This window comes from Pseudomonas sp. PDM31, assembly GCF_019218965.1.
GTDB lineage: Bacteria > Pseudomonadota > Gammaproteobacteria > Pseudomonadales > Pseudomonadaceae > Aquipseudomonas.
This window is the reverse complement of sequence record NZ_JAHUWS010000002.1, coordinates 649782-671232: the sequence shown is the minus strand read 5'-3', so window position 1 is coordinate 671232 and position 21451 is coordinate 649782. Positions and strand designations below refer to the sequence as shown.

20 protein-coding genes and 1 tRNA gene are annotated in these 21451 nt (G+C 58.9%); 13 read left to right on the top strand and 8 right to left on the bottom strand.

Annotated elements, in window-relative coordinates; all coding sequences use genetic code 11:
- Positions 1-92: 92 nt before the first annotated feature.
- From apaG to KW839_RS06230, 7 genes are all read left to right on the top strand, one after another.
- Positions 93-473, top strand: a complete 381-nt coding sequence (apaG, locus tag KW839_RS06260; protein WP_060541631.1) for a Co2+/Mg2+ efflux protein ApaG — start codon at positions 93-95, stop codon at positions 471-473.
- Positions 473-1354 (top strand): symmetrical bis(5'-nucleosyl)-tetraphosphatase, encoded by an 882-nt coding sequence (locus KW839_RS06255; protein ID WP_218423737.1) that lies wholly within the window; start codon positions 473-475, stop codon positions 1352-1354. The genes apaG and KW839_RS06255 overlap by 1 nt, the downstream gene beginning before the upstream one ends.
- A gap of 32 nt (positions 1355-1386) precedes the next feature.
- The gene (gene glpE / locus KW839_RS06250) at positions 1387-1716 is read left to right on the top strand and encodes a thiosulfate sulfurtransferase GlpE (protein ID WP_060541633.1); all 330 of its coding nucleotides are present in this window, start codon (positions 1387-1389) and stop codon (positions 1714-1716) included.
- 297 nt (positions 1717-2013) lie between these two features.
- The gene (locus KW839_RS06245) at positions 2014-3936 is read left to right on the top strand and encodes a PrkA family serine protein kinase (RefSeq protein WP_060541634.1); all 1923 of its coding nucleotides are present in this window, start codon (positions 2014-2016) and stop codon (positions 3934-3936) included.
- Between the two features lie 141 nt (positions 3937-4077).
- Positions 4078-5349 carry a YeaH/YhbH family protein gene (locus KW839_RS06240; RefSeq protein ID WP_007980218.1) on the top strand — a complete coding sequence of 424 codons (1272 nt, stop codon included), beginning with the start codon at positions 4078-4080 and terminating at the stop codon, positions 5347-5349.
- A complete protein-coding gene (locus KW839_RS06235) occupies positions 5346-6908 on the top strand; it encodes a SpoVR family protein (RefSeq protein WP_060541635.1) in 1563 nt (520 codons plus the stop codon). The genes KW839_RS06240 and KW839_RS06235 overlap by 4 nt, the downstream gene beginning before the upstream one ends.
- Before the next feature lie 63 nt (positions 6909-6971).
- Positions 6972-8201, top strand: coding sequence for a multifunctional CCA addition/repair protein (locus KW839_RS06230; RefSeq protein ID WP_060541636.1), 1230 nt, complete (start codon positions 6972-6974; stop codon positions 8199-8201).
- Between the two features lie 82 nt (positions 8202-8283).
- Here the strand turns inward: KW839_RS06230 and folK are convergent, their stop codons facing one another.
- Together folK and folB are read right to left on the bottom strand one after the other, a co-directional pair.
- Positions 8284-8802 carry a 2-amino-4-hydroxy-6-hydroxymethyldihydropteridine diphosphokinase gene (gene folK, locus KW839_RS06225; protein ID WP_218423736.1) on the bottom strand — a complete coding sequence of 173 codons (519 nt, stop codon included), beginning with the start codon at positions 8800-8802 and terminating at the stop codon, positions 8284-8286.
- Entirely contained in the window at positions 8793-9149 is a 357-nt protein-coding gene (gene folB, locus KW839_RS06220; RefSeq protein ID WP_060541638.1) for a dihydroneopterin aldolase, read from the bottom strand. Before folB ends, folK begins: the two co-directional genes overlap by 10 nt.
- Before the next feature lie 74 nt (positions 9150-9223).
- On the opposite strand from folB, the gene plsY reads away from it, so the two are divergent.
- Entirely contained in the window at positions 9224-9793 is a 570-nt protein-coding gene (gene plsY / locus KW839_RS06215) for a glycerol-3-phosphate 1-O-acyltransferase PlsY (protein WP_060541639.1), read from the top strand.
- A 23-nt stretch (positions 9794-9816) separates the two neighbouring features.
- On the opposite strand, the gene tsaD is transcribed toward plsY, so the two are convergent.
- On the bottom strand, positions 9817-10842 hold the full coding sequence (gene tsaD / locus KW839_RS06210) for a tRNA (adenosine(37)-N6)-threonylcarbamoyltransferase complex transferase subunit TsaD (protein WP_218423735.1): 1026 nt from the start codon (positions 10840-10842) through the stop codon (positions 9817-9819).
- A gap of 199 nt (positions 10843-11041) precedes the next feature.
- On the opposite strand from tsaD, the gene rpsU reads away from it, so the two are divergent.
- The 5 genes from rpsU (at position 11042) to KW839_RS06185 (ending at position 19597) form a co-directional block, all read left to right on the top strand.
- Complete coding sequence (gene rpsU / locus KW839_RS06205; RefSeq protein ID WP_002551877.1) at positions 11042-11257, top strand: 30S ribosomal protein S21; 216 nt, start codon at positions 11042-11044, stop codon at positions 11255-11257.
- 482 nt (positions 11258-11739) lie between these two features.
- A complete protein-coding gene (dnaG, locus tag KW839_RS06200) occupies positions 11740-13719 on the top strand; it encodes a DNA primase (protein ID WP_060541641.1) in 1980 nt (659 codons plus the stop codon).
- Between the two features lie 67 nt (positions 13720-13786).
- Complete coding sequence (gene rpoD, locus KW839_RS06195) at positions 13787-15634, top strand: RNA polymerase sigma factor RpoD (RefSeq protein WP_060541642.1); 1848 nt, start codon at positions 13787-13789, stop codon at positions 15632-15634.
- A gap of 124 nt (positions 15635-15758) precedes the next feature.
- Positions 15759-19505: an EAL domain-containing protein gene (locus KW839_RS06190; RefSeq protein WP_218423734.1), complete on the top strand. Its 3747-nt coding sequence runs from the start codon at positions 15759-15761 to the stop codon at positions 19503-19505.
- 15 nt (positions 19506-19520) lie between these two features.
- A tRNA-Ile gene (locus KW839_RS06185) sits at positions 19521-19597 on the top strand.
- 202 nt (positions 19598-19799) lie between these two features.
- On the opposite strand, the gene KW839_RS06180 is transcribed toward KW839_RS06185, so the two are convergent.
- The 5 genes from KW839_RS06180 to KW839_RS06160 are packed head-to-tail and all read right to left on the bottom strand — an operon-like array spanning position 19800 to position 21309.
- Positions 19800-20027, bottom strand: coding sequence for a hypothetical protein (locus tag KW839_RS06180; protein WP_218423733.1), 228 nt, complete (start codon positions 20025-20027; stop codon positions 19800-19802).
- Positions 20024-20635, bottom strand: a complete 612-nt coding sequence (locus tag KW839_RS06175; RefSeq protein WP_218423732.1) for a hypothetical protein — start codon at positions 20633-20635, stop codon at positions 20024-20026. Before KW839_RS06175 ends, KW839_RS06180 begins: the two co-directional genes overlap by 4 nt.
- Positions 20636-20637: 2 nt before the next feature.
- The gene (locus KW839_RS06170) at positions 20638-20793 is read right to left on the bottom strand and encodes a hypothetical protein (protein ID WP_218423731.1); all 156 of its coding nucleotides are present in this window, start codon (positions 20791-20793) and stop codon (positions 20638-20640) included.
- Positions 20790-21152, bottom strand: a complete 363-nt coding sequence (locus tag KW839_RS06165) for a hypothetical protein (protein WP_218423730.1) — start codon at positions 21150-21152, stop codon at positions 20790-20792. Before KW839_RS06165 ends, KW839_RS06170 begins: the two co-directional genes overlap by 4 nt.
- Positions 21139-21309: a hypothetical protein gene (locus KW839_RS06160; protein ID WP_218423729.1), complete on the bottom strand. Its 171-nt coding sequence runs from the start codon at positions 21307-21309 to the stop codon at positions 21139-21141. The genes KW839_RS06165 and KW839_RS06160 overlap by 14 nt, the downstream gene beginning before the upstream one ends.
- Between the last annotated feature and the right edge of the window lie 142 nt (positions 21310-21451).

Genomic DNA, 21451 nt, shown 5'->3' with positions numbered 1-21451 from the left:
AGGACGCCACTCTGGTTTACTACCCGATACTTGGCCTAGACTGAATCCATCAGCTTCGCCCCGCGTCCCGCTTCGTTTTTAAGGCCCCTTGCATGTCCGATCCTCGCTATCAGGTCGACGTCAGCGTCGTCACCCGCTATCTGGCAGAACAATCGCAACCCGAGCACGAACGCTTTGCCTTCGCCTACACCATTACCGTGCAAAACAATGGCCTGGTCCCCGCCCAACTGCTGTCGCGGCATTGGGTAATCACCGATGGTGACGGGCATGTCGAAGAAGTGCGCGGTGCAGGCGTGGTTGGCCAACAGCCGTTGATCGAGCCTGGCAAAAGCCACACCTACAGCAGCGGCACTGTGATGACCTCCAAAGTCGGCACGATGCAAGGCACCTATCAGATGCTGGCCGACGATGGCAAACATTTCGACGCCATCATCGCGCCCTTTCGCCTGGCGGTGCCCGGAGCCTTGCACTGATGGCAACTTACGCGGTCGGCGATCTGCAAGGCTGCCTGCAAGCACTGCAATGCCTGCTCAAGCAAGTCGACTTCGATCCACAACGGGATCGACTCTGGCTGGTGGGCGACCTGGTCAACCGCGGCCCGCAATCGCTGGAAACCCTGCGCTTCCTCTATAGCATCCGCGAATCGCTGGTGTGCGTGCTGGGCAATCACGACTTGCACCTGCTGGCCGCCGGTCGCAACATCGAACGACTGAAAAAGTCGGATACCCTGCGCGAGATTATCGAAGCCCCGGATTGCACCGAGCTGCTCGAATGGCTGCGCCAGCAAAAGCTCATGCACTACGACGAGCAACGCAATGTGGCCCTGGTCCATGCCGGTATTCCACCCCAGTGGTCGCTGCGCAAAGCCCTGAAGCTTGCAGCCGAAGTCGAGACTGCATTGCGCGACGACAACTTGCTGCCGCTTTATCTCGACGGGATGTACGGCAACGACCCGGCGAAATGGGACAGCGACCTCAAAGGCGTGACGCGCCTGCGTGTAATCACCAACTATTTCACGCGCATGCGCTTCTGCACCGCCGAAGGCAAGCTTGACCTCAAAAGCAAAGAAGGCCTCGGCACTGCACCACCCGGCTACAAGCCCTGGTTCCATCACCTGGAACGCAAGACCAAAGACCTGAAAATCATCTTTGGCCATTGGGCCGCACTGGAAGGCAAGAGTGAGGTGCCGGGCATCCTGGCCCTCGATACCGGTTGCGTCTGGGGCGGAGCCCTGACCCTTATGAATGTCGACAGCCTTGAACGTCTGTCCTGCAAATGCGACGAGCACGGTCACGTCCTGCCGCCAGTCGCCCCGACCATTACCCAAACATCGCCAGCCAGCGCCCCGCGCTAGACTGCCATTCAGCCGAGCCACAGGAGCCCGACATGAGCGAATTCAAACGTATCCCCCCGGAACAGGCCCAGGCCCTGCGCGAGCAAGGCGCGGTGGTCGTTGACGTCCGCGACCCGGCCACTTTTGCCGCCCTGCACATCGCAGGCTCCAGACACCTGGACAACCATTCCCTGCACGCCTTCATTCAGGGCGCCGACCTCGACGCACCGACCGTGGTGGTCTGCTATCACGGCAACTCCAGTCAGGGTGCTGCCGCCTACCTGATCAGCCAGGGCTTTTCCGATGTCTACAGCATGGATGGCGGTTTCGAGCTGTGGCGCACGACCTATCCTGCGGAAACGGCGCAAGGCACCTCTGAATAATTTTTTTGTAACCTTGCAAGCCCCGGCCTCCGTGGGCTTGCGCGGAGGCAGACGAACGGTCTGCCACAGTTAATTACGTATCTCACCTTTACCTCCCGAATTCCCAACTATCCTTAAGCGCAGGCCATCCAAAACAGGGGAGAGCCGGTACACCGGCGCACGGGTCATCGGGAGTAGCTTTCGGAGTCGTCAGCTCCGGGAGAGTTCTGGGGGGTAAACAGCAATCGCCTGTTCGATTGCTGCCAGCATCGACTGAATGATCCGGCGTCGGCTCCACGTATCGAGCGAGGTGACGTCATGAGTATCTTTAGCCACTTCCAACAACGCTTCGAGTCCACACGCCAGGAAGAACTCTCTCTGCAAGAGTATCTGGAGCTGTGCAAAAACGACCGCAGCGCCTACGTTTCCGCCGCCGAGCGTCTGCTGCTGGCCATCGGAGAACCTGAACTGCTCGACACCTCGACCAACTCGAGGCTGTCGCGAATCTTCTCCAACAAGGTGATTCGTCGCTATCCGGCCTTTGAAGACTTCCACGGGATGGAAGAATGCATCGACCAGATCGTCTCGTATTTCCGCCATGCCGCTCAGGGCCTGGAGGAAAAGAAACAGATTCTTTACCTGCTCGGTCCTGTCGGTGGTGGTAAATCGTCCCTGGCCGAAAAGCTCAAACAATTGATCGAAAAAGTGCCCTTCTACGCGATCAAGGGCTCGCCGGTATTCGAATCGCCCCTGGGTCTGTTCAACGCCACCGAAGATGGCGCGATCCTCGAGGAAGACTTCGGCATTCCGCGGCGCTACCTCAACACCATCATGTCGCCATGGGCCACTAAACGCCTGGCCGAGTTCGGTGGCGACATCAGCCAGTTCCGCGTAGTCAAACTCTACCCGTCGATTCTTAACCAGATCGCCGTGGCCAAGACCGAACCGGGAGACGAAAACAACCAGGACATCTCGGCGCTGGTCGGTAAGGTCGATATCCGCAAACTGGAAGAATATCCACAGAATGACGCCGACGCTTATAGCTACTCGGGGGCCCTGTGCCGGGCCAACCAGGGCTTGATGGAATTCGTCGAAATGTTCAAGGCGCCGATCAAGGTGCTGCACCCACTGCTGACCGCCACCCAGGAAGGCAACTACAACAGTACCGAAGGCCTCGGCGCGATTCCGTTCACCGGGATCCTGTTGGCCCACTCCAACGAATCGGAATGGCACACCTTCCGCAACAACAAGAACAACGAAGCCTTCATCGACCGGATCTACATCGTCAAAGTGCCGTACTGCCTGCGGGTCAGCGACGAAGTGAAGATCTACGATAAGCTTCTGTTCAACAGCTCCCTGGCCAAGGCCCATTGCGCACCCGACACCCTGAAGATGCTGGCCCAGTTCACTGTGCTCTCGCGCCTCAAGGAGCCAGAAAACTCCAACATCTATTCGAAGATGCGCGTGTACGACGGCGAGAACCTCAAGGACACCGATCCGAAGGCCAAGTCGATCCAGGAATACCGCGATAACGCAGGGGTCGACGAGGGCATGAACGGCCTCTCCACCCGTTTCGCGTTCAAGATTCTGTCGAAGGTCTTCAACTTCGATCCACACGAAATCGCCGCCAACCCGGTGCACCTGCTCTACGTGCTGGAACAGCAGATCGAACAGGAACAGTTCCAGGCCGAAACCCGCGAACGCTATCTGCGCTTCCTCAAGGAGTACCTGGCACCGCGCTACATCGAATTCATCGGCAAGGAGATCCAGACCGCCTACCTCGAGTCTTATAGCGAGTACGGCCAGAACATCTTCGATCGCTATGTGCTGTACGCCGACTTCTGGATCCAGGACCAGGAATACCGCGACCCGGAAACCGGCGAGATCCTCAACCGCGTAGCGCTGAACGAAGAACTGGAGAAAATCGAAAAACCGGCCGGCATCAGCAATCCGAAGGATTTCCGCAACGAAATCGTCAACTTCGTCTTGCGCGCCCGGGCCAACAACAACGGCAAGAACCCAACCTGGCTCAGCTACGAAAAACTGCGGGTGGTCATCGAGAAAAAAATGTTCTCCAACACCGAGGACCTGCTGCCGGTCATCAGTTTCAACGCCAAGGCGAGCAAAGAGGACCAGCAGAAACACAACGACTTCGTTACACGTATGGTCGAACGCGGTTACACCGACAAACAGGTACGGCTGCTGTCCGAGTGGTACTTGAGGGTGAGAAAGTCCCAGTAAGGGAGCTGCAAACGGCACGCGACACTGCAGCAACGAGAACGCGCTGTTTGCGTAATTGTGGCCATATGTCGCGCGCCGCTTGTTTCTGAAGCTTCTGTCTTGCAGCTTGAAGCTTATGACTCGAAGCTCCCCGGAGGGCCTATGAGCTATGTGATCGACCGACGCCTCAATGGCAAGAACAAAAGCACGGTGAACCGTCAGCGGTTTCTGCGGCGTTACCGTGATCACATCAAAAAAGCCGTCGAAGAGGCGGTCAGCCGTCGCTCCATCACGGATATGGAGCACGGCGAGCAAATCAGCATCCCTGGTCGCGACATCGACGAACCGGTGCTTCATCACGGTCGCGGCGGCAAACAGACAGTCGTGCACCCGGGTAACAAGGAGTTCACCAGTGGCGAGCACATCGCGCGCCCACCGGGAGGCGGCGGCGGCCGTGGTCCTGGCAAGGCTGGCAACTCCGGCGAAGGAATGGACGAGTTCGTCTTCCAGATCACCCAGGAAGAATTCCTCGAGTTCATGTTCGAAGACCTCGAACTGCCAAACCTGGTCAAGCGCAACCTGACCGGTACCGACACTTTCAAAACCGTACGCGCCGGGATCAGCAACGAAGGCAACCCGTCACGAATCAACATCATCCGCACCCTGCGTTCAGCCCATGCGCGGCGCATCGCACTGTCCGGCAGCAGCCGGGCGAAACTGCGCGAAGCCAAGGAAGAACTTCTGCGACTAAAGCAGGAAGAGCCGGACAACTTCGGTGATATTCAGGAAATCGAAGCAGAAATCGAAAAACTCAGCGCGCGCATTCATCGCGTGCCGTTTCTCGATACTTTCGACCTCAAGTACAACCTGCTGATCAAGCAGCCCAACCCCAGCTCCAAGGCCGTGATGTTCTGCCTGATGGATGTCTCCGGGTCGATGACCCAGGCGACCAAGGACATCGCCAAGCGCTTCTTCATCCTGCTGTACCTGTTCCTCAAGCGAAATTACGACAAGATCGATGTCGTGTTCATCCGCCATCACACCAGCGCCCGCGAAGTGGATGAGGAAGAGTTTTTCTACTCCCGCGAGACCGGCGGGACCATTGTGTCCAGCGCCTTGAAACTGATGCAGGAGATCATGGCCGAGCGTTATCCGAGCAATGAGTGGAACATCTACGCTGCCCAGGCTTCCGACGGCGACAACTGGAACGACGACTCACCGATCTGCCGCGACATTCTGATCAACCAGATCATGCCGTTCGTCCAGTACTACACTTACGTTGAGATTACCCCGCGCGAACATCAGGCCCTGTGGTTCGAATATGAGCGCATCGCCGAAGCGTTTTCCGACACCTTTGCCCAGCAACAACTGGTCTCGGCCGGGGATATCTATCCGGTCTTCCGTGAACTCTTCCAGCGCAGGTTAGTGACATGACCGCCAAAGAGCAGAAGCGCCAACCCATTTCCACCGGCTCCGAATGGACATTCGAGCTGATCCAGGCCTATGACCGCGAAATCAGTCGTATTGCGGCGGGCTACGCCCTCGATACCTACCCTAACCAGATCGAAGTGATCACCGCCGAGCAGATGATGGACGCCTATGCCTCCGTCGGCATGCCTCTGGGTTATCACCACTGGTCCTATGGCAAACACTTCCTCAGCACCGAAAAGTCCTACAGTCGCGGCCAGATGGGCCTGGCGTACGAAATCGTGATCAACTCCGACCCGTGCATTGCCTACCTGATGGAAGAAAACACCATCTGCATGCAAGCATTGGTCGTCGCCCACGCCTGCTACGGCCATAACAGCTTTTTCAAAGGCAATTACCTGTTCCGCACCTGGACCGATGCCAGTTCGATCATCGATTACCTGGTATTTGCCAAGCAGTACATCATGCAATGCGAGGAGCGCCACGGCATCGACGCGGTCGAGGACTTGCTGGATTCCTGCCACGCCTTGATGAACTACGGGGTCGACCGCTACAAGCGCCCCTATCCGATTTCTGCCGAAGAGGAACGCCGCCGGCAGAAGGATCGGGAGGAGCACATGCAAAAACAGATCAATGACCTGTGGCGCACCATCCCCAAAGGCGCGGACAAATACAGCGACAAGGACAACGCACGCTTCCCCGCTGAACCCCAGGAAAACATCCTGTACTTCATCGAAAAACACGCGCCGTTGCTGGAGCCCTGGCAGCGGGAAATCGTCAGGATCGTGCGCAAGATCGCCCAGTATTTTTACCCTCAACGCCAGACCCAGGTGATGAACGAGGGCTGGGCAACGTTCTGGCACTACACGCTGATGAACGATTTGTACGACGAGGGCCTGGTCACCGACGGCTTCATGATGGAGTTCCTGACGTCCCACACCAGCGTGGTGTTCCAGCCCGGCTTCGACAGCCCCTATTACAGCGGCATCAACCCCTACGCCCTGGGTTTTGCCATGTACCGGGACATTCGGCGCATGTGCGAAGAGCCAACGGAAGAAGACCGTCGCTGGTTCCCGGACATTGCAGGCAGCGACTGGTTGGCAGCCATCAAGTTCGCCATGAGCAGCTTCAAGGACGAGAGCTTCATCCTGCAGTACCTTTCGCCCAAGGTGATCCGCGACCTCAAGCTGTTCAGCATTCTCGATGACGACCAGAAGGATGACTTGCTGGTGCCGGCCATTCACGATGAAGGCGGCTACCGCATCATTCGTGAAACCCTGGCCGCGCAGTACAACCTGGGCAACCGCGAGCCGAACGTGCAGATCTACAGCATCGATCGTCGCGGCGATCGCTCCCTGACCTTGCGCCACCAGCAGCACGACCGCAAACCCCTGGGAGAGTCCACCGAGGAAGTACTCAAACACCTGCACCGCCTCTGGGGCTTCGACATTCACCTGGAGACCCTGCAAGGCGACCAGGTCATGAAAACCCACCATGTACCACCCAGAAACGAGCATAGCGAAGGCGATTACGGCCGGCTGGACCTGGCCGTCATTCATCTTTGATCCGGTTTGCGCCTCCGAAAGCCCGACGCAACGGTTATCCTGTCGAGCTAACGGAGGTTTTTTATGCAGATTTATAAAGTCGGCGGCGCCGTACGTGATCGCCTGCTGGGCAAACCCGTCACCGATATCGATTGGGTAGTGGTCGGCGCTACCACCGATGAAATGCTCGCCAAGGGCTTTCGTCCAGTGGGTGCGGACTTCCCGGTATTTCTTCATCCCAAAAGCGGTGAGGAATACGCCCTGGCCCGTACCGAACGCAAAAGCGGACGCGGTTACGGCGGCTTTACCTTTCATGCCAGCCCCGAAGTGACTCTGGAAGAAGACCTGATTCGCCGCGACCTGACGATTAACGCCATGGCCGAAGACGATCAACAGAACCTGACCGATCCTTATCATGGTCAGCGTGATCTGGAAGCTCGCGTGCTGCGCCACGTTTCCCCGGCATTCGCCGAAGATCCGCTCAGGGTTCTGCGTGTAGCCCGCTTCGCCGCGCGTTATGCCGGACTGGGATTCACCGTCGCCCCAGAAACCCTGGAGCTGATGCGCCAGCTCAGCGAATCCGGCGAACTGGAGGCTTTGACGGCTGAACGCAGCTGGAAGGAAATTTCCCGCGCACTGATGGAAGATCAGCCCCAAGTGTTCATTCGGGTACTGCGCGAATGCGGCGCCCTGAAGGTGCTGATGCCCGAAGTGGACGCACTCTTCGGCGTGCCACAACCTGAAGCTCATCACCCGGAAATCGACACCGGCGAGCACATCCTGAACGTCTTGCAGCAAGCCGCACAACACAAACAGCCACTCACCGTGCGCTGGGCCAGCCTGCTGCATGACCTGGGCAAAGGCCTGACGCCAGAGGAAGAATGGCCGCGGCACATCGCCCACGAGTTCAAAGGCCTGAAGCTGATCAAAGCGGTCAACGAACGCTTCAAGGCACCCAGGGATTGCCAGGAACTGGCGCTGCTGGTGGGCGAATATCACACCCACGGGCATCGCGCCCTTGAACTCAAGCCTTCAACGCTGCTTGAGCTGCTGCAAAGCTTCGACGTTTATCGTCGACCGCAACGCTTCGAGGAATTCATTGCCGCGTGCGAAATGGATGCACGTGGACGCAAAGGCCTGGAACAGCGAAGTTATCCACAGGCGGATTATTTGCGTGGGGCAGCGATGGCGGCGCGCAGTGTTGCGGTGCAGCCGCTGCTGGAGAAAGGATTCAAGGGGCCGGAGCTGGGTGAAGCGATCAAGCGTGAACGGCTCAAGGCACTGAAGGCTTACAAAGAAGCTGCGTCCGTGTGAAGAGCTTCGCGAGCAAGCCCGCTCCCACAGGTTCAGCGCAAGCCCTGTGGGAACGGGCTTGCTCGCGAAGGCGTCTTGCGACTTACAACAAATTCGAAGGCGTCAACTGCTCCCCACGCCACTCAAACGCCACCGGCGCCAGCACCTGATCAATCTGCGACTCGGCCCACAGTGTGGCGAAACTCTTGCCGACACCAGGATGCACCCGCTCCGGCGCAATCAACGACAAAGGCCACAACACAAAGGCATTTTTCAGAATTTCGGCCCGCGGCAAAACCAATCCATCGAAATTGCCCACCAGCTCACCGTAGAGCAAAACGTCGATATCCAGCGGCAAACCTCGGCGATCCGGTGCGTAACGACCGTTATCCGCCTCAATGAATTTCAAGCGACGATCCAGCTCCATCAGCGGCAAATCGGTATACGCCGACACCACGAAATTGAAAAACGATCCGCTCTTGATGCCTACCGGCTCACTTTCAAATACTGCCGAGCAGCGGATATCCACCAAAAACGCCGCGAGAGCATCCAGACCTGCCTGCAAATGGATTTCGCGCTCGATATTGCTACCGAGCCCGAGGAACACCTGAGTCAGCGACATCCGCGCTCGATCTCCACACCTACGCCACCGGTGGCAGCCGGTACGGCGCCGGGCTTGGTCAGCTTGAGACGCACCCAGGTGATGCTGAATTCACTCATCAACACCTCGACCAGACGCTCGGCAAATGTCTCGACCAACTGAAATTGCGCCTGCTCGGCAAAGGCCTGGATACGTGAGGACACGCTGGCGTAGTCAAGCGCCAGGGTCAGGTCATCACCGGCGGCTGCCGGGCGATTATCCCAGGCGAAGCTCAAATCCAGACGCAAGCACTGCCGGATGCCTCGCTCCCAGTCGTAGGCACCAATTACCGTGTCGACTTCCAGGCCCTTGATAAACACTCTGTCCAAGCACTTCTCTCCGCTACACGACAAGGGCGCAATGCGCCGTTAGAATCAGGGCGTCCCCGCCCGGAATAGTTAGCATGTTTTGGTTACTGGCGATCCTCGCCTACCTGCTCGGCTCTCTGTCCTTCGCCATTTTGCTCAGCCGCCTGACCGGTAATCCGGATCCGCGAATGAGTGGCTCAGGCAATGCCGGCGCCACCAACATGCTGCGTCTGGCTGGCAAGAAACTGGCCATCCTGACCTTGCTCGGCGACCTTTGCAAAGGCTTGCTGCCGGTACTGATTGCAAGCCTTGCAGGGCTTTCGCTGCAGGAGCAGGCCTGGATTGGCGTCTGCGCCGTCATCGGCCATTTGTACCCAATATACTTTTGCTTTCGGGGCGGCAAGGGTGTCGCCACCGCCGCCGGCATGTTGCTGGGCCTCTATCCGCCCGCCGCCCTGCTGGCTGTCTGCGCCTGGCTGCTGACGTTCTACCTGACCCGCACCAGCTCACTGGCCGCGCTCATTGCCACGCCGCTGACCCTGCCGTTGCTGGCCTGGCAAGAACCGGCGGCCCTGCTGCCCATGAGCGCACTGACCGGACTGATCGTCTGGCGCCATCGCGGCAATCTACGCGACCTGTTTGCCGGGCGCGAACGGCATTTTTAGCGGCCACACATGAGCGGCGCTCATCACAGTGCCGACAACTGCTCCATCGGCCAACGTGCCTGCACGCTGATCGCCAGGCTCTCCTGCTGACCGGCCTGCAGACGCTGGCAGCCGGCAAACGCAATCATCGCGCCATTGTCAGTACAAAACTGCGGTCGCGCATAAAAAACGTCACCTTTCATGTCTCCGAGCATCTTCTCAAGAGAAGAGCGCAGCGCCTTGTTTGCACTGACGCCCCCGGCAATCACCAGACGCTTCATGCCTGCCGCTTTCAGGGCACGCTTGCACTTGATGGTCAAAGTCTCCACCACGGCTTGCTGGAACGCCAGCGAGATGTCGCAACGAGCTTGTTCGCTGTCGTCCCCGGCGCTCACGCACTGCTGCCAGGTGTTCAGCGCGAAGGTTTTCAGGCCGCTGAAGCTGAAATCGAGGCCCGGGCGGTCGCACATCGGCCGCGGAAAGACGAAGCGCCCCGCAACACCCTGTTCTGCCAGGCGAGCGATTTCCGGACCACCTGGATAATGGAGGCCCATCATCTTCGCGGTCTTGTCGAATGCTTCACCGGCGGCATCGTCCAGCGTCTCACCCAGAAGGGTGTATTGACCGATTCCATCGACCTGCACCAGCTGAGTGTGACCACCGGAGACCAACAAAGCGACGAACGGAAATTGCGGCGGTTGCGACTCCAGCATCGGTGCCAGCAAATGACCTTCCATGTGGTGCACGCCAAGGGCCGGAATACCCCAGGCGAAGGCTAGCGCCTGCGCGCAGGAAGCTCCCACCAGCAAGGCACCGACCAGGCCAGGACCCGCGGTGTAGGCGATCGCGTCAATCTCTGTCGGCACGCAGTCAGCCTCGGCCAACACCTGACGAATCAAGGGCAGCATGCGTTTGACGTGATCACGCGAAGCCAGCTCCGGCACCACACCGCCATAGGCGCGATGCAGGTCGATCTGACTGAACAGCGCATCGGCCAGCAGGCCGCGCTCACAGTCGTAAAGTGCGACGCCGGTTTCGTCGCAGGAGGTTTCTAATCCCAGTACTAGCATGGGTTTGCGCCTTGTTTAGGCTGAATTCGAAGGCGCGCATAATAGTCGTCGCGTGATGCCCCGACCAGCGGTTTTCGATCAGAGGCTTTGCATTCCGAGCGATGAGGGGTTAACATCCGCAACCCTTAAAAACCGACGTCTTCAAGTGCACTTTTGCCGCGAGGATGTTGACCCCGGTAATGAATGAAGGTAGCTCTGGATGCCAGCCGTCAAAGTAAAAGAGAACGAACCCTTCGACGTAGCTCTGCGTCGTTTCAAGCGCTCCTGCGAAAAAGCCGGTGTACTGGCTGAAGTTCGTAGCCGCGAATTTTACGAGAAGCCAACTTCTGAGCGTAAGCGCAAGGCAGCAGCCGCTGTTAAGCGTCACGCCAAGAAAGTTCAGCGCGAACAGCGCCGCGCCGTTCGTCTGTACTAATACACAGACGATCGTAGCAAGCTTCTGCCAAGCCCGGCTCTCAGCCGGGCTAATGGCATTTGCGTAAAACGCTTGATGCTTCACCGTCAAAGCCGCAGACGCGACCAAGACAAATCTGCTTCACCGCGTCAGACCTGGCTCTTTTGCCAGCGGTGCACGTCTTTTCTGACGAGCCTTTCAAGGCTACTGACGAGCACACCCACTGATTCCTCTCACGACGATCAGCCCAAGGCACCTGCATGCGTGCCGAATGATGAGCTATCCGAGGCCAACGACTGGCCGCAGGCGGACTCAGCGCAACACTTTCACATAGTCGAATACTGATTGGAATTAACGTCAGTGGATTTTCGGCAGATACACTCCCCGACAACGACTTCGCAGACGACAACGGTCGAGCCGCACATCTTGCGCGCCCCTAACAATGACCCGCGTTCGGCTAACCTTCGTTTCGGACCCCTTTGAGCGCAGATGACGAGAACGCCATGGCCGGGCTAATTCCCCAGAGCTTCATTGACGACCTTCTGAACCGCACCGACATCGTCGACGTGGTCAGCTCGCGCCTGCAACTGAAAAAAGCCGGCAAGAACCACACCGCCTGCTGCCCGTTCCATAAAGAGAAAACCCCGTCCTTCAGCGTCAGCCCCGACAAACAGTTCTATTACTGCTTCGGCTGCGGCGCTGGCGGAAACGCCCTCGGCTTCATCATGGACCACGACAACCTGGATTTCGTCCAGGCCGTCGAAGAACTGGCCAAAGCCGCCGGCATGGAAATCCCCCGCGAAGAAAGCGGTCGACCGCACAAACCGCGGCAACCAACTGATTCGCCGCTGTACCCGTTGCTCAGCGCTGCCGCGGACTTCTACCGGCAAGCCCTGAAAAGCCACCCATCGCGCAAAGCCGCAGTGGATTACCTCAAAGGCCGCGGGCTGACCGGCGAAATCGCCCGGGATTTCGGCCTCGGCTTCGCTCCGCCGGGCTGGGATAACCTGTTCAAGCATTTGAGCAGCGATACCCTGCAACAAAAAGCCATGATCGACGCCGGCCTGCTGATCGAAAACGCCGAAACCGGCAAACGCTATGATCGCTTCCGCGATCGCGTCATGTTTCCGATCCGCGACAGCCGCGGGCGCATCATCGCCTTTGGTGGCCGGGTACTGGGCGATGACAAACCGAAATACCTGAACTCACCGGAAACTCCGGTCTTCCATAAAGGCCAGGAACTCTACGGCCTTTATGAAGCGCGCAAGAACAATCGCAACCTCGACGAAATCATCGTCGTCGAAGGCTACATGGACGTTATCGCCCTCGCCCAGCAAGGCCTGCGAAATGCCGTCGCCACCTTGGGCACCGCCACCAGCGAAGAACACCTCAAGCGATTGTTTCGCGTCGTGCCCAACGTGCTGTTCTGCTTCGACGGTGACCAGGCCGGCCGCAACGCCGCCTGGCGAGCACTGGAAGCGACGCTTTCGAGCCTGCAGGACGGACGTCGCGCACGCTTTCTGTTTCTGCCCGAAGGCGAAGACCCGGACACCCTGGTTCGCTCCGAAGGCACCGACGCCTTCCGCGCACGCATCAATCAGCACGCACAACCCCTGGCGGACTACTTCTTCCAGCAGCTGACCGAAGAATCGGACCCGCGCTCGCTCGAAGGCAAGGCGCACATGGCGACGCTCGCAGCACCGCTGATCGACAAAGTCCCGGGGGCCAACCTGCGCACACTGATGCGCCAGCGCCTGACGCAAATCACCGGGCTCAGCGGTGAAGCCGTCAGCCAGCTGGCCCAGAGCGCGCCACAAGAAGCGCCGCCCGCCTACGATCCGGGCTTCGATTACGACGCAATGCCGGACTTAAGCGACTACCATCAGCCGCACGCACAGGAAATGTATGTGCCGCAGCAGGAATGGACGCCGAAAAAACCCGGCGCTGGCGGCAAGAAGTGGGAGAAGAAGCCTTGGGACAAGAACGGCAAGCGTGGCGGCGACCGCGATCAACCGAGCGCCCCACGCAAGCCTATTGCTGTCGAGGCACCCACGCTGATTGCGTTACGCACACTAATCCATCACCCGCAATTGGCCGGCAAGGTAGAAACCGCCAACCACTTCGCCAATGAGAGCAATACCTACGCACAGTTGCTGGTTGCCCTTATCGAAGCGGTGCAAAAAAATCCTAAGCTAAACTCTATTCAGCTGATGGCTCGCTGGCACGGCACGGAGCAGGGTCGCTTGCTCAAGGCCCTGGCAGAAAAGGAATGGCTGATTGAGGGCGACAACCTTGAACAACAGTTTTTAGACACCATTACTAGGTTATCAGCGGGTCAACACACCGATAGCCTGGAAGAACTCATCAGGAAAGCGAAGCAGCCAGGGTTGACTGCAGAGGAAGCAAATCAGATCGCAAATCAGATGCGCGACCTATTAAAACGCAATATGGCTGCACCAAACCCGACCTCAACTGGCGCGTGAGGTCATAGCTCAGGTATAATCCTCGGCTTGTTTTTTGCCCGCCAAGACCTTCAGTGGATAGGGTGTTATGTCCGGAAAAGCGCAACAGCAGTCTCGTATCAAAGAGTTGATCACACTTGGTCGTGAGCAGGGCTACCTGACTTACGCGGAGGTCAACGACCACCTGCCGGAGGATATTTCAGATCCGGAACAGGTGGAAGACATCATCCGCATGATCAATGACATGGGGATCAACGTATTCGAGGTTGCGCCAGATAAGGATTCCCTTATGCTGGCCGACGCCGATACCGACGAAGCCGCAGCCGAAGAGGCTGCCGCTGCATTGGCGGCGGTCGAGACCGACATTGGTCGTACTACCGACCCGGTGCGCATGTACATGCGCGAAATGGGTACGGTCGAACTCCTCACGCGTGAAGGCGAAATCGAAATCGCCAAACGTATTGAAGAGGGCATCCGTGAAGTGATGAGCGCAATCGCGCACTTCCCTGGCACGGTCGACCATATTCTCTCCGAGTACACCCGCGTCACCACCGAAGGTGGTCGCCTGTCCGACGTCCTGAGCGGTTATATCGACCCGGACGACGGTATTGCGCCGCCTGCAGCAGAAGTGCCGCCGCCGATCGATGCGAAAGCCGCCAAGGCCGACGACGAGTCCGACGACGATGACGCAGAAGCCTCGGATGACGAGGAAGAAGCCGAAAGCGGTCCGGATCCGGTTATCGCTGCACAGCGCTTTGGTGCTGTTGCCGATCAAATGGAAATCACCCGCAAGGCGCTGAAAAAGCACGGTCGCAACAACAAGGCAACCATTGCCGAGCTGTTGGCCCTGGCTGAGCTGTTCATGCCGATCAAGCTGGTGCCGAAGCAATTCGAAGGCTTGGTCGAGCGTGTTCGTAGCGCCCTGGATCGCCTGCGTCAGCAAGAGCGCGCGATCATGCAGCTTTGCGTACGTGATGCACGTATGCCGCGCGCCGATTTCCTGCGCCAGTTCCCGGGCAACGAAGTCGACGAAAGCTGGAGCGACGCCCTGGCCAAAGGCAAAAGCAAATACGCTGAAGCCATTGGCCGTCTGCAGCCGGATATCATCCGTTGCCAGCAGAAGCTGACCGCGCTGGAAACCGAAACCGGTTTGACCATCGCCGAGATCAAGGACATCAACCGTCGCATGTCGATCGGTGAGGCCAAGGCCCGCCGCGCGAAGAAAGAAATGGTTGAAGCGAACTTGCGTCTGGTGATCTCCATCGCCAAGAAGTACACCAACCGTGGCCTGCAATTCCTCGACCTGATCCAGGAAGGCAACATTGGCTTGATGAAAGCGGTAGACAAGTTCGAATACCGCCGCGGCTACAAATTCTCGACCTATGCCACCTGGTGGATCCGTCAGGCGATCACTCGCTCGATTGCCGACCAGGCCCGCACCATCCGTATTCCGGTGCACATGATCGAGACGATCAACAAGCTCAACCGTATTTCCCGCCAGATGTTGCAGGAAATGGGTCGCGAACCGACCCCGGAAGAGCTGGGCGAACGCATGGAAATGCCTGAGGACAAGATCCGCAAGGTATTGAAGATCGCTAAAGAGCCGATCTCCATGGAAACCCCGATCGGTGATGACGAAGACTCCCATCTGGGTGACTTCATCGAAGACTCGACGATGCAGTCGCCAATCGATGTTGCCACTGTTGAGAGCCTTAAAGAGGCGACTCGCGAAGTCCTGTCCGGCCTCACTGCCCGTGAAGCCAAGGTACTGCGCATGCGCTTCGGTATCGACATGAATACCGACCACACTCTCGAAGAGGTTGGTAAACAGTTCGACGTGACCCGTGAACGGATTCGTCAGATCGAAGCCAAGGCGCTGCGCAAGCTGCGCCACCCGACGAGAAGCGAGCATCTGCGCTCCTTCCTCGACGAGTGATACCAGAACCCCCGGCCCAGGCCGGGGGTTTTGTTTTGTGCAGATTTATCCCCCAAAGACCTCCCCTTGCACCTTGTAGCCCGTCTACACTCGAAGCATTCCTCCGTGCCATAACGAGACCGTTATGCCCAGACTGCCGACCGTGCTTTTTTTGCTGTCGCTGATGACGTGGACCGCAACGGCTGGCGCGCTGACACTGACTGATGAAGAACGTGGCTGGCTGGCAGCTCATCCGGACTTGCGCCTGGGTGTCGATGCGTCCTGGCCACCCTTTGAATTTCGCGACGATCATGGCCATTACCAGGGGCTCGCCGCGGACTATATCGATGTGATTCGGCAGAGGCTGGCCATCAAGCTCACCCCCGTCGAGCCCGCCAGCTGGACAGTTGTCCTGGACCAGGCCAAACGAGGAAAAATCGACCTGCTGCCAGGCGTCATGTCGACTCCGGAACGCCAGACGTATTTGTCCTTCACCCGCCCCTACCTGGACTTTCCGATTGTTATCCTGGCTCACGCCGGAGGCCCACAGCCACGCAAGCTAAAAGACCTGTACGGGCTGAAAGTCGCCGTGGTGGAGAACTATGCCCCCCACGAACTGCTACGCACCCATAACCCCGACCTCAATCTGGTAGGCATGCCCAACGTCAGCTCGGCATTACAGGCGCTGGCAACCGATGAAGTGGATGCCGTGGTGGGCGACCTGGCCTCCAGCGTCTGGAGCCTGCGCCAACTCAAACTGGACGGGCTATACGTCAGCGGTGAAACACCCTATCGCTATCAGCTGGCCATGGGAGTCCCCCGGGACAGCAAAATTCTGGCCGGTATTCTCGACAAAGTACTGGCCGACATGAGCCCGGATGAAATCAGCTCGATTCAGGAGCATTGGATCGGCAACGTCCTCGATCATCGGACTTTCTGGAACAATCTGCTGGTGTTCGGAATACCCGGACTGTTGCTGCTGTCCATTGTCCTGGCGGTAGTCATCCGCATTAACCGCCGCTTGAGTTCAGAAATCGCCCGCCGTGTCGACCTTGAACAGGAGCTGCGCAGTAGCGAATACCACTACCGCGGCCTGGTAGAGAGCCTGTCAGCCATCGCCTGGGAAGCGAAGATCGACGATTTCACCTACAGCTACGTGTCGCCTCACGCCGAAGATCTTCTCGGCTACCCCCTGTCGCATTGGCTGATTCCGGGCTTCTGGCGCAACATCATCCACCCGGCCGATCTGACCCGCGCCCAGACCTATTGCGATCACGAAGTACTTGCCGGACGCGATCACAGTCTCGATTACCGGGTCATCACCGCCGACGGCCGTTGCATATGGGTGCGCGACATCGTCAGCCTGATCGAACACGGACATGAACCGGTTATGCGCGGGCTGATGATCGACATCACCGAAGCCAAGCGTACCGAAGAAGCCTTGCGTCTGTCGGAGCAGAAGTTTGCCTCGGTGTTCCAGCAATGCCCGGACATTCTGGTGATCGCCCGCCTGTCCGACGGCTGCCTTCTGGAAGTCAACGAGGCGTTCGAAGAACAGATCGGCCTGCGCGCCGAAGACGTCATCGGCCAGACTGCCACGGACCTGAATATCTGGGGCATACCCGGCGTGGGACCGGGCTTGTTGCAGCGTTTACAGGCCGGCAGCATCCGCAACCTGGAGATGCCCTTCCGTCGCAGCAACGGCCAGGTGTTTACCGGCCTGATTTCCGCCGAACCTTTCGACCTCGACACGACTCCCGCGTTGGTGGTGGTGGTTCGGGACATCACGCAACTCAAGGAAACCCAGCAGCAACTGCAAACCTCCGAAGAAAAGTTCGCCAAGGCTTTCCACGCTTCCCCCGACGGCTTGCTGCTGTCCCGGCAAAGCGATGGACTGTTGCTGGAGGTCAACGAAGGCTTCAGTCGCATCACCGGGTTCAATAGCGCAATGTCGGTGGATCGCTCGGTGCTGGAACTCGGGATCTGGGTCAACCTCAACGAACGCAAACAGATGCTCGACCTGCTGCACCGGGACGGCTTCGTCCGCGACTTCAGCTGCCACATCCGCCGCAGCGACGGGCAGATCCGTCTCTGCGAGGTATCGAGTCGTCCGCTACCGATTGGCAACGATGACTGCATGCTGACCATCGCCCGGGACATCACCGAGCGCCACCTGATGCAGGAAAAACTGCAACAGGCCGCTACCGTGTTCGAGAGTACGGCCGAAGGCGTATTGATCACCGACACCCAACAACACATCAGCGCGGTCAATCGCGCGTTTACGGAAATTACCGGCTATAGCGAGAGCGAAGCCTTGGGCCACACGCCGCGCCTGCTCGCCTCGGGACTGCATGACAGCGCGTTTTACGCAGCCATGTGGCATCAACTGACCGCCGAGGGGCACTGGCAAGGCGAGATCTCCAACCGGCGCAAGAATGGCGAGCTCTATCCGAGCTGGCTGACCATCAGTGCCGTGCGCAACCGAGACGAGTTCATCACCCACTTCGTCGCGGTATTCGCCGATATCTCCAGCCTCAAACACGCCCAGGCCAAACTCGATTATCAGGCGCACCACGACCCGCTGACCGGCCTGCCGAACCGCACCCTGTTCGAAAACCGGCTGCTGACCGCGCTCAACACCCAGCAGGAAAACGGTGGGCAAGGCGCGGTGTTGTTCCTCGATCTGGACCGTTTCAAGCATATCAACGACAGCCTCGGCCACCCGGTCGGCGATCTGCTGCTCAAAGGCATTGCCGTGCGCCTCAAAGAACAGCTGCGCGACATCGATACCGTGGCACGCCTGGGTGGCGACGAGTTCATCATCCTGCTGCCCGGCTTGCTGCAACCCGGCGATGCCGACTCCATCGCCAGCAAGCTGCTCAACTGCTTCGGTGCGCCGTTCCAGGCCGGCGAACACGAGTTTTTCATCAGCGCCAGCATAGGCACCAGCCTCTATCCCAGAGATGGCTGCGACGTCGCCACACTGATCAAAAACGCCGACGCAGCGATGTATCGCTCCAAAGCCAAGGGGCGCAACCGCGTTGAAAGCTATACCCGTGACCTCACCGCCCAGGCCAGCGAACGCGTGGCGCTTGAGCACGAACTGCGACGCGCTATCGAACGCAACGAATTGCACCTGCACTATCAACCGAAGATCAGCCTCGACAGCTATCACCTGGTAGGCGCCGAAGCACTGATCCGCTGGCGCCACCCGACCTTTGGCGACGTACCGCGAGAACACTTCATTCCGCTCGCCGAAGAAAACGGCATGATCCTGCAGATCGGCGACTGGGTACTCGAAACCGCCTGCCGCCAGATGCACGAATGGAGCCAGAAGTACGAAGGCCTGGGCTCACTGTCGGTAAACCTCGCCGGCGCTCAACTACGGCAGCCGAACCTGCTGGGCCGGATAGAGCAACTGCTCAAGGACAACGACCTGCGCCCCGAACTTCTGCAACTGGAGATTACTGAAAACTTCATCATGAGCCAGGCCGAAGAGGCACTGGCGGTGTTACATCAACTCAAGTATCTGGGCGTGCAACTGGCCATCGACGACTTCGGCACCGGTTACTCCTCCCTGAGTTACCTCAAACGCCTGCCGCTGGACTTCCTCAAGATCGACCAGTCGTTCGTCCGCGGCCTGCCGGACGACCCCCACGACGCGGCCATAGTGCGCGCCATCATCGCACTCGGACGCAGCATGCAATTCACCGTGATAGCCGAGGGTGTCGAGACCCAGGCACAGCAGCAATTCCTCGCCAGCGAAGGCTGCGAACAAATCCAGGGCTACATCGTCAGCCCACCCCTTGCACCCGACGAATTCGCCGCGACATTTCTTCGTACAACCCTAACCACTTTTTCGGATGGCACAGCCGCGAAACCATCGCTATAATCCGCGTCCTACTGAGGGCCTATAGCTCAGTTGGTTAGAGCAGAGGACTCATAATCCTTTGGTCCACGGTTCAAGTCCGTGTGGGCCCACCATCTATCTCAAGGGTTTCAGCCTTTCGGGTCTTCCCCGAAAGGCTGGCTACACCCCGCTTGACACCCCGAATGGGGTTTTCAACGCCCAAAAAATACCCCCAGCTGAGCAAGACCGAGGGTATCGAAAAGCCTACTGACTGAATCACGAAAGACGAAAACGCGACCCAGCCGCGGGCTTTTGCAGCCTCACGCTGTTGCGGAGTCAGCGTGAGGGTAACTGGGCATTGATCTCTTCGATGCGTTTGTGGTCGGCGGCGATCCGGGCTAGGGCAGCGGCCCGGCCGTTCAATGCCCCCGTGTCGCGGCTCTTGTATTGTCCCGGCGCATCCATCGGATCAAATTCATCTTCAGCCTTTGGCAATCGGCGCTGCACAAGCCCTTCGACGGCTGCCAGAATCGCCTTCACCCGCTCTTCAATTGACTGTTTCATGCGACCCCCTTCAACTTGTTGGGCGGCCGGCGTGTGAGCTGTTCGCGTGTGAATGTTGCGCCCGCGGGGGCCATCAGATAGACATCAACGGGATAGCCGCCGCCAGTCCACTCGGGCAGGCCGACGATCTTGTTGCGCAGCTTGATGCGAGCGTCGATTGCCACAGCCAATGCGCAATGTGCGGCGTAAAACTCATCTCCAGCCGCGAGGAAGGCTTGGGCGGCCGATTCCTCGACCTTGCAGGCTTCGTCGTGCTGGGCTTCGGTGAGTGCCTTGGCGGCGTCCTTGACCTCCAGTTGGGCGTCGTGGAGCTGGTCGTTTAGGTCGTCGATCCGCGCCATGTAAGCCGCGGCGGTGACTTCGGAATCGGCAAGTGATTCTTGGGCCGTGTTGAGTGCCTTTCTCGCTTGCAGCCACTCACTCGAATCACCGAGGGTCATGCCCGCGGCGATCGCAGCCGCGCCGGCCGCGGCCCCTTGCGCCTTGAATGATTCGACCTTCTCCAGAAGGCGGACGTGATCATTGGCCTTGTCGCGGGCCTCAGCTAGCTGCGCTTCGAGGTCGGCCACCTTACCGGCCGCGGCGTCGTATTGCTTTTGCTCTTTCATGCTTAAAACTCCTGGTCCAAGGCGGCGTCGATGGCCTGTTGGCGTGAGTGACCGAGGCGGATGAGCCGCGCGGCCTCGTCGAAAATGCGTTGCTGGAGGGCGGTCAGCTTCGGTGGGCCGCGCCGTTTCTCAAGTGCCCGTAGGCGGACGATCTTCATGGTTGCTGCTCCTCAAGCGCGGTGAGGCGCTTTTCAAACTCGGAGACTTCAGTGATGCGGGCGATCTGGGCGAGTGATGCGATCAGTGAGGCGCCAATATCCGGGGGCAGCTTGCTCCCGCTGACGGCCCTGAGGATGGCCCAGCTTGCCGCGGTGAGGTCTTGTCCCTTAGGCAGCGGGAAGGTCACCATGGCCGCGGCCGGCTTGAGGTCGGGGGTCGACTTGTTGAGGATAGCTTTGGCGGCTTGAACGTCGCCGGCTCGGGCCATGGCCTCCAAGACGTCGAGCATGTCGGCACCCATCCCGGCCGCGCGCTGGCGGATGAGGTCTGGGGCTGGCTTGCTCTTAGCGGCGGTCATTCTTCTTCTCCGCGAGCAGCTTGACCGATAGCTCGATCAGCGCGACTCGGGCCGCGATGTCGCCGGCTTCGGCCAGCTCGCGGAGTGCCTCAATGTGGCGACGTACGTCTGCCTTCGACGGCTTTGTGTTCTTCGATCCTGTTATGCGCCCGGTCATGGCGTGATTCCTTGATTCGCGCAGACTCGCGTTGATTCAAGTATTTGCAACGGGTGGGGTGCAGTCGACAGTTTTCTCTTGTGCGGCAAACCAAGGGCCGCGGCCCGCGGCTGGGCGCTATTTGTCTCCACGACGTGACCTA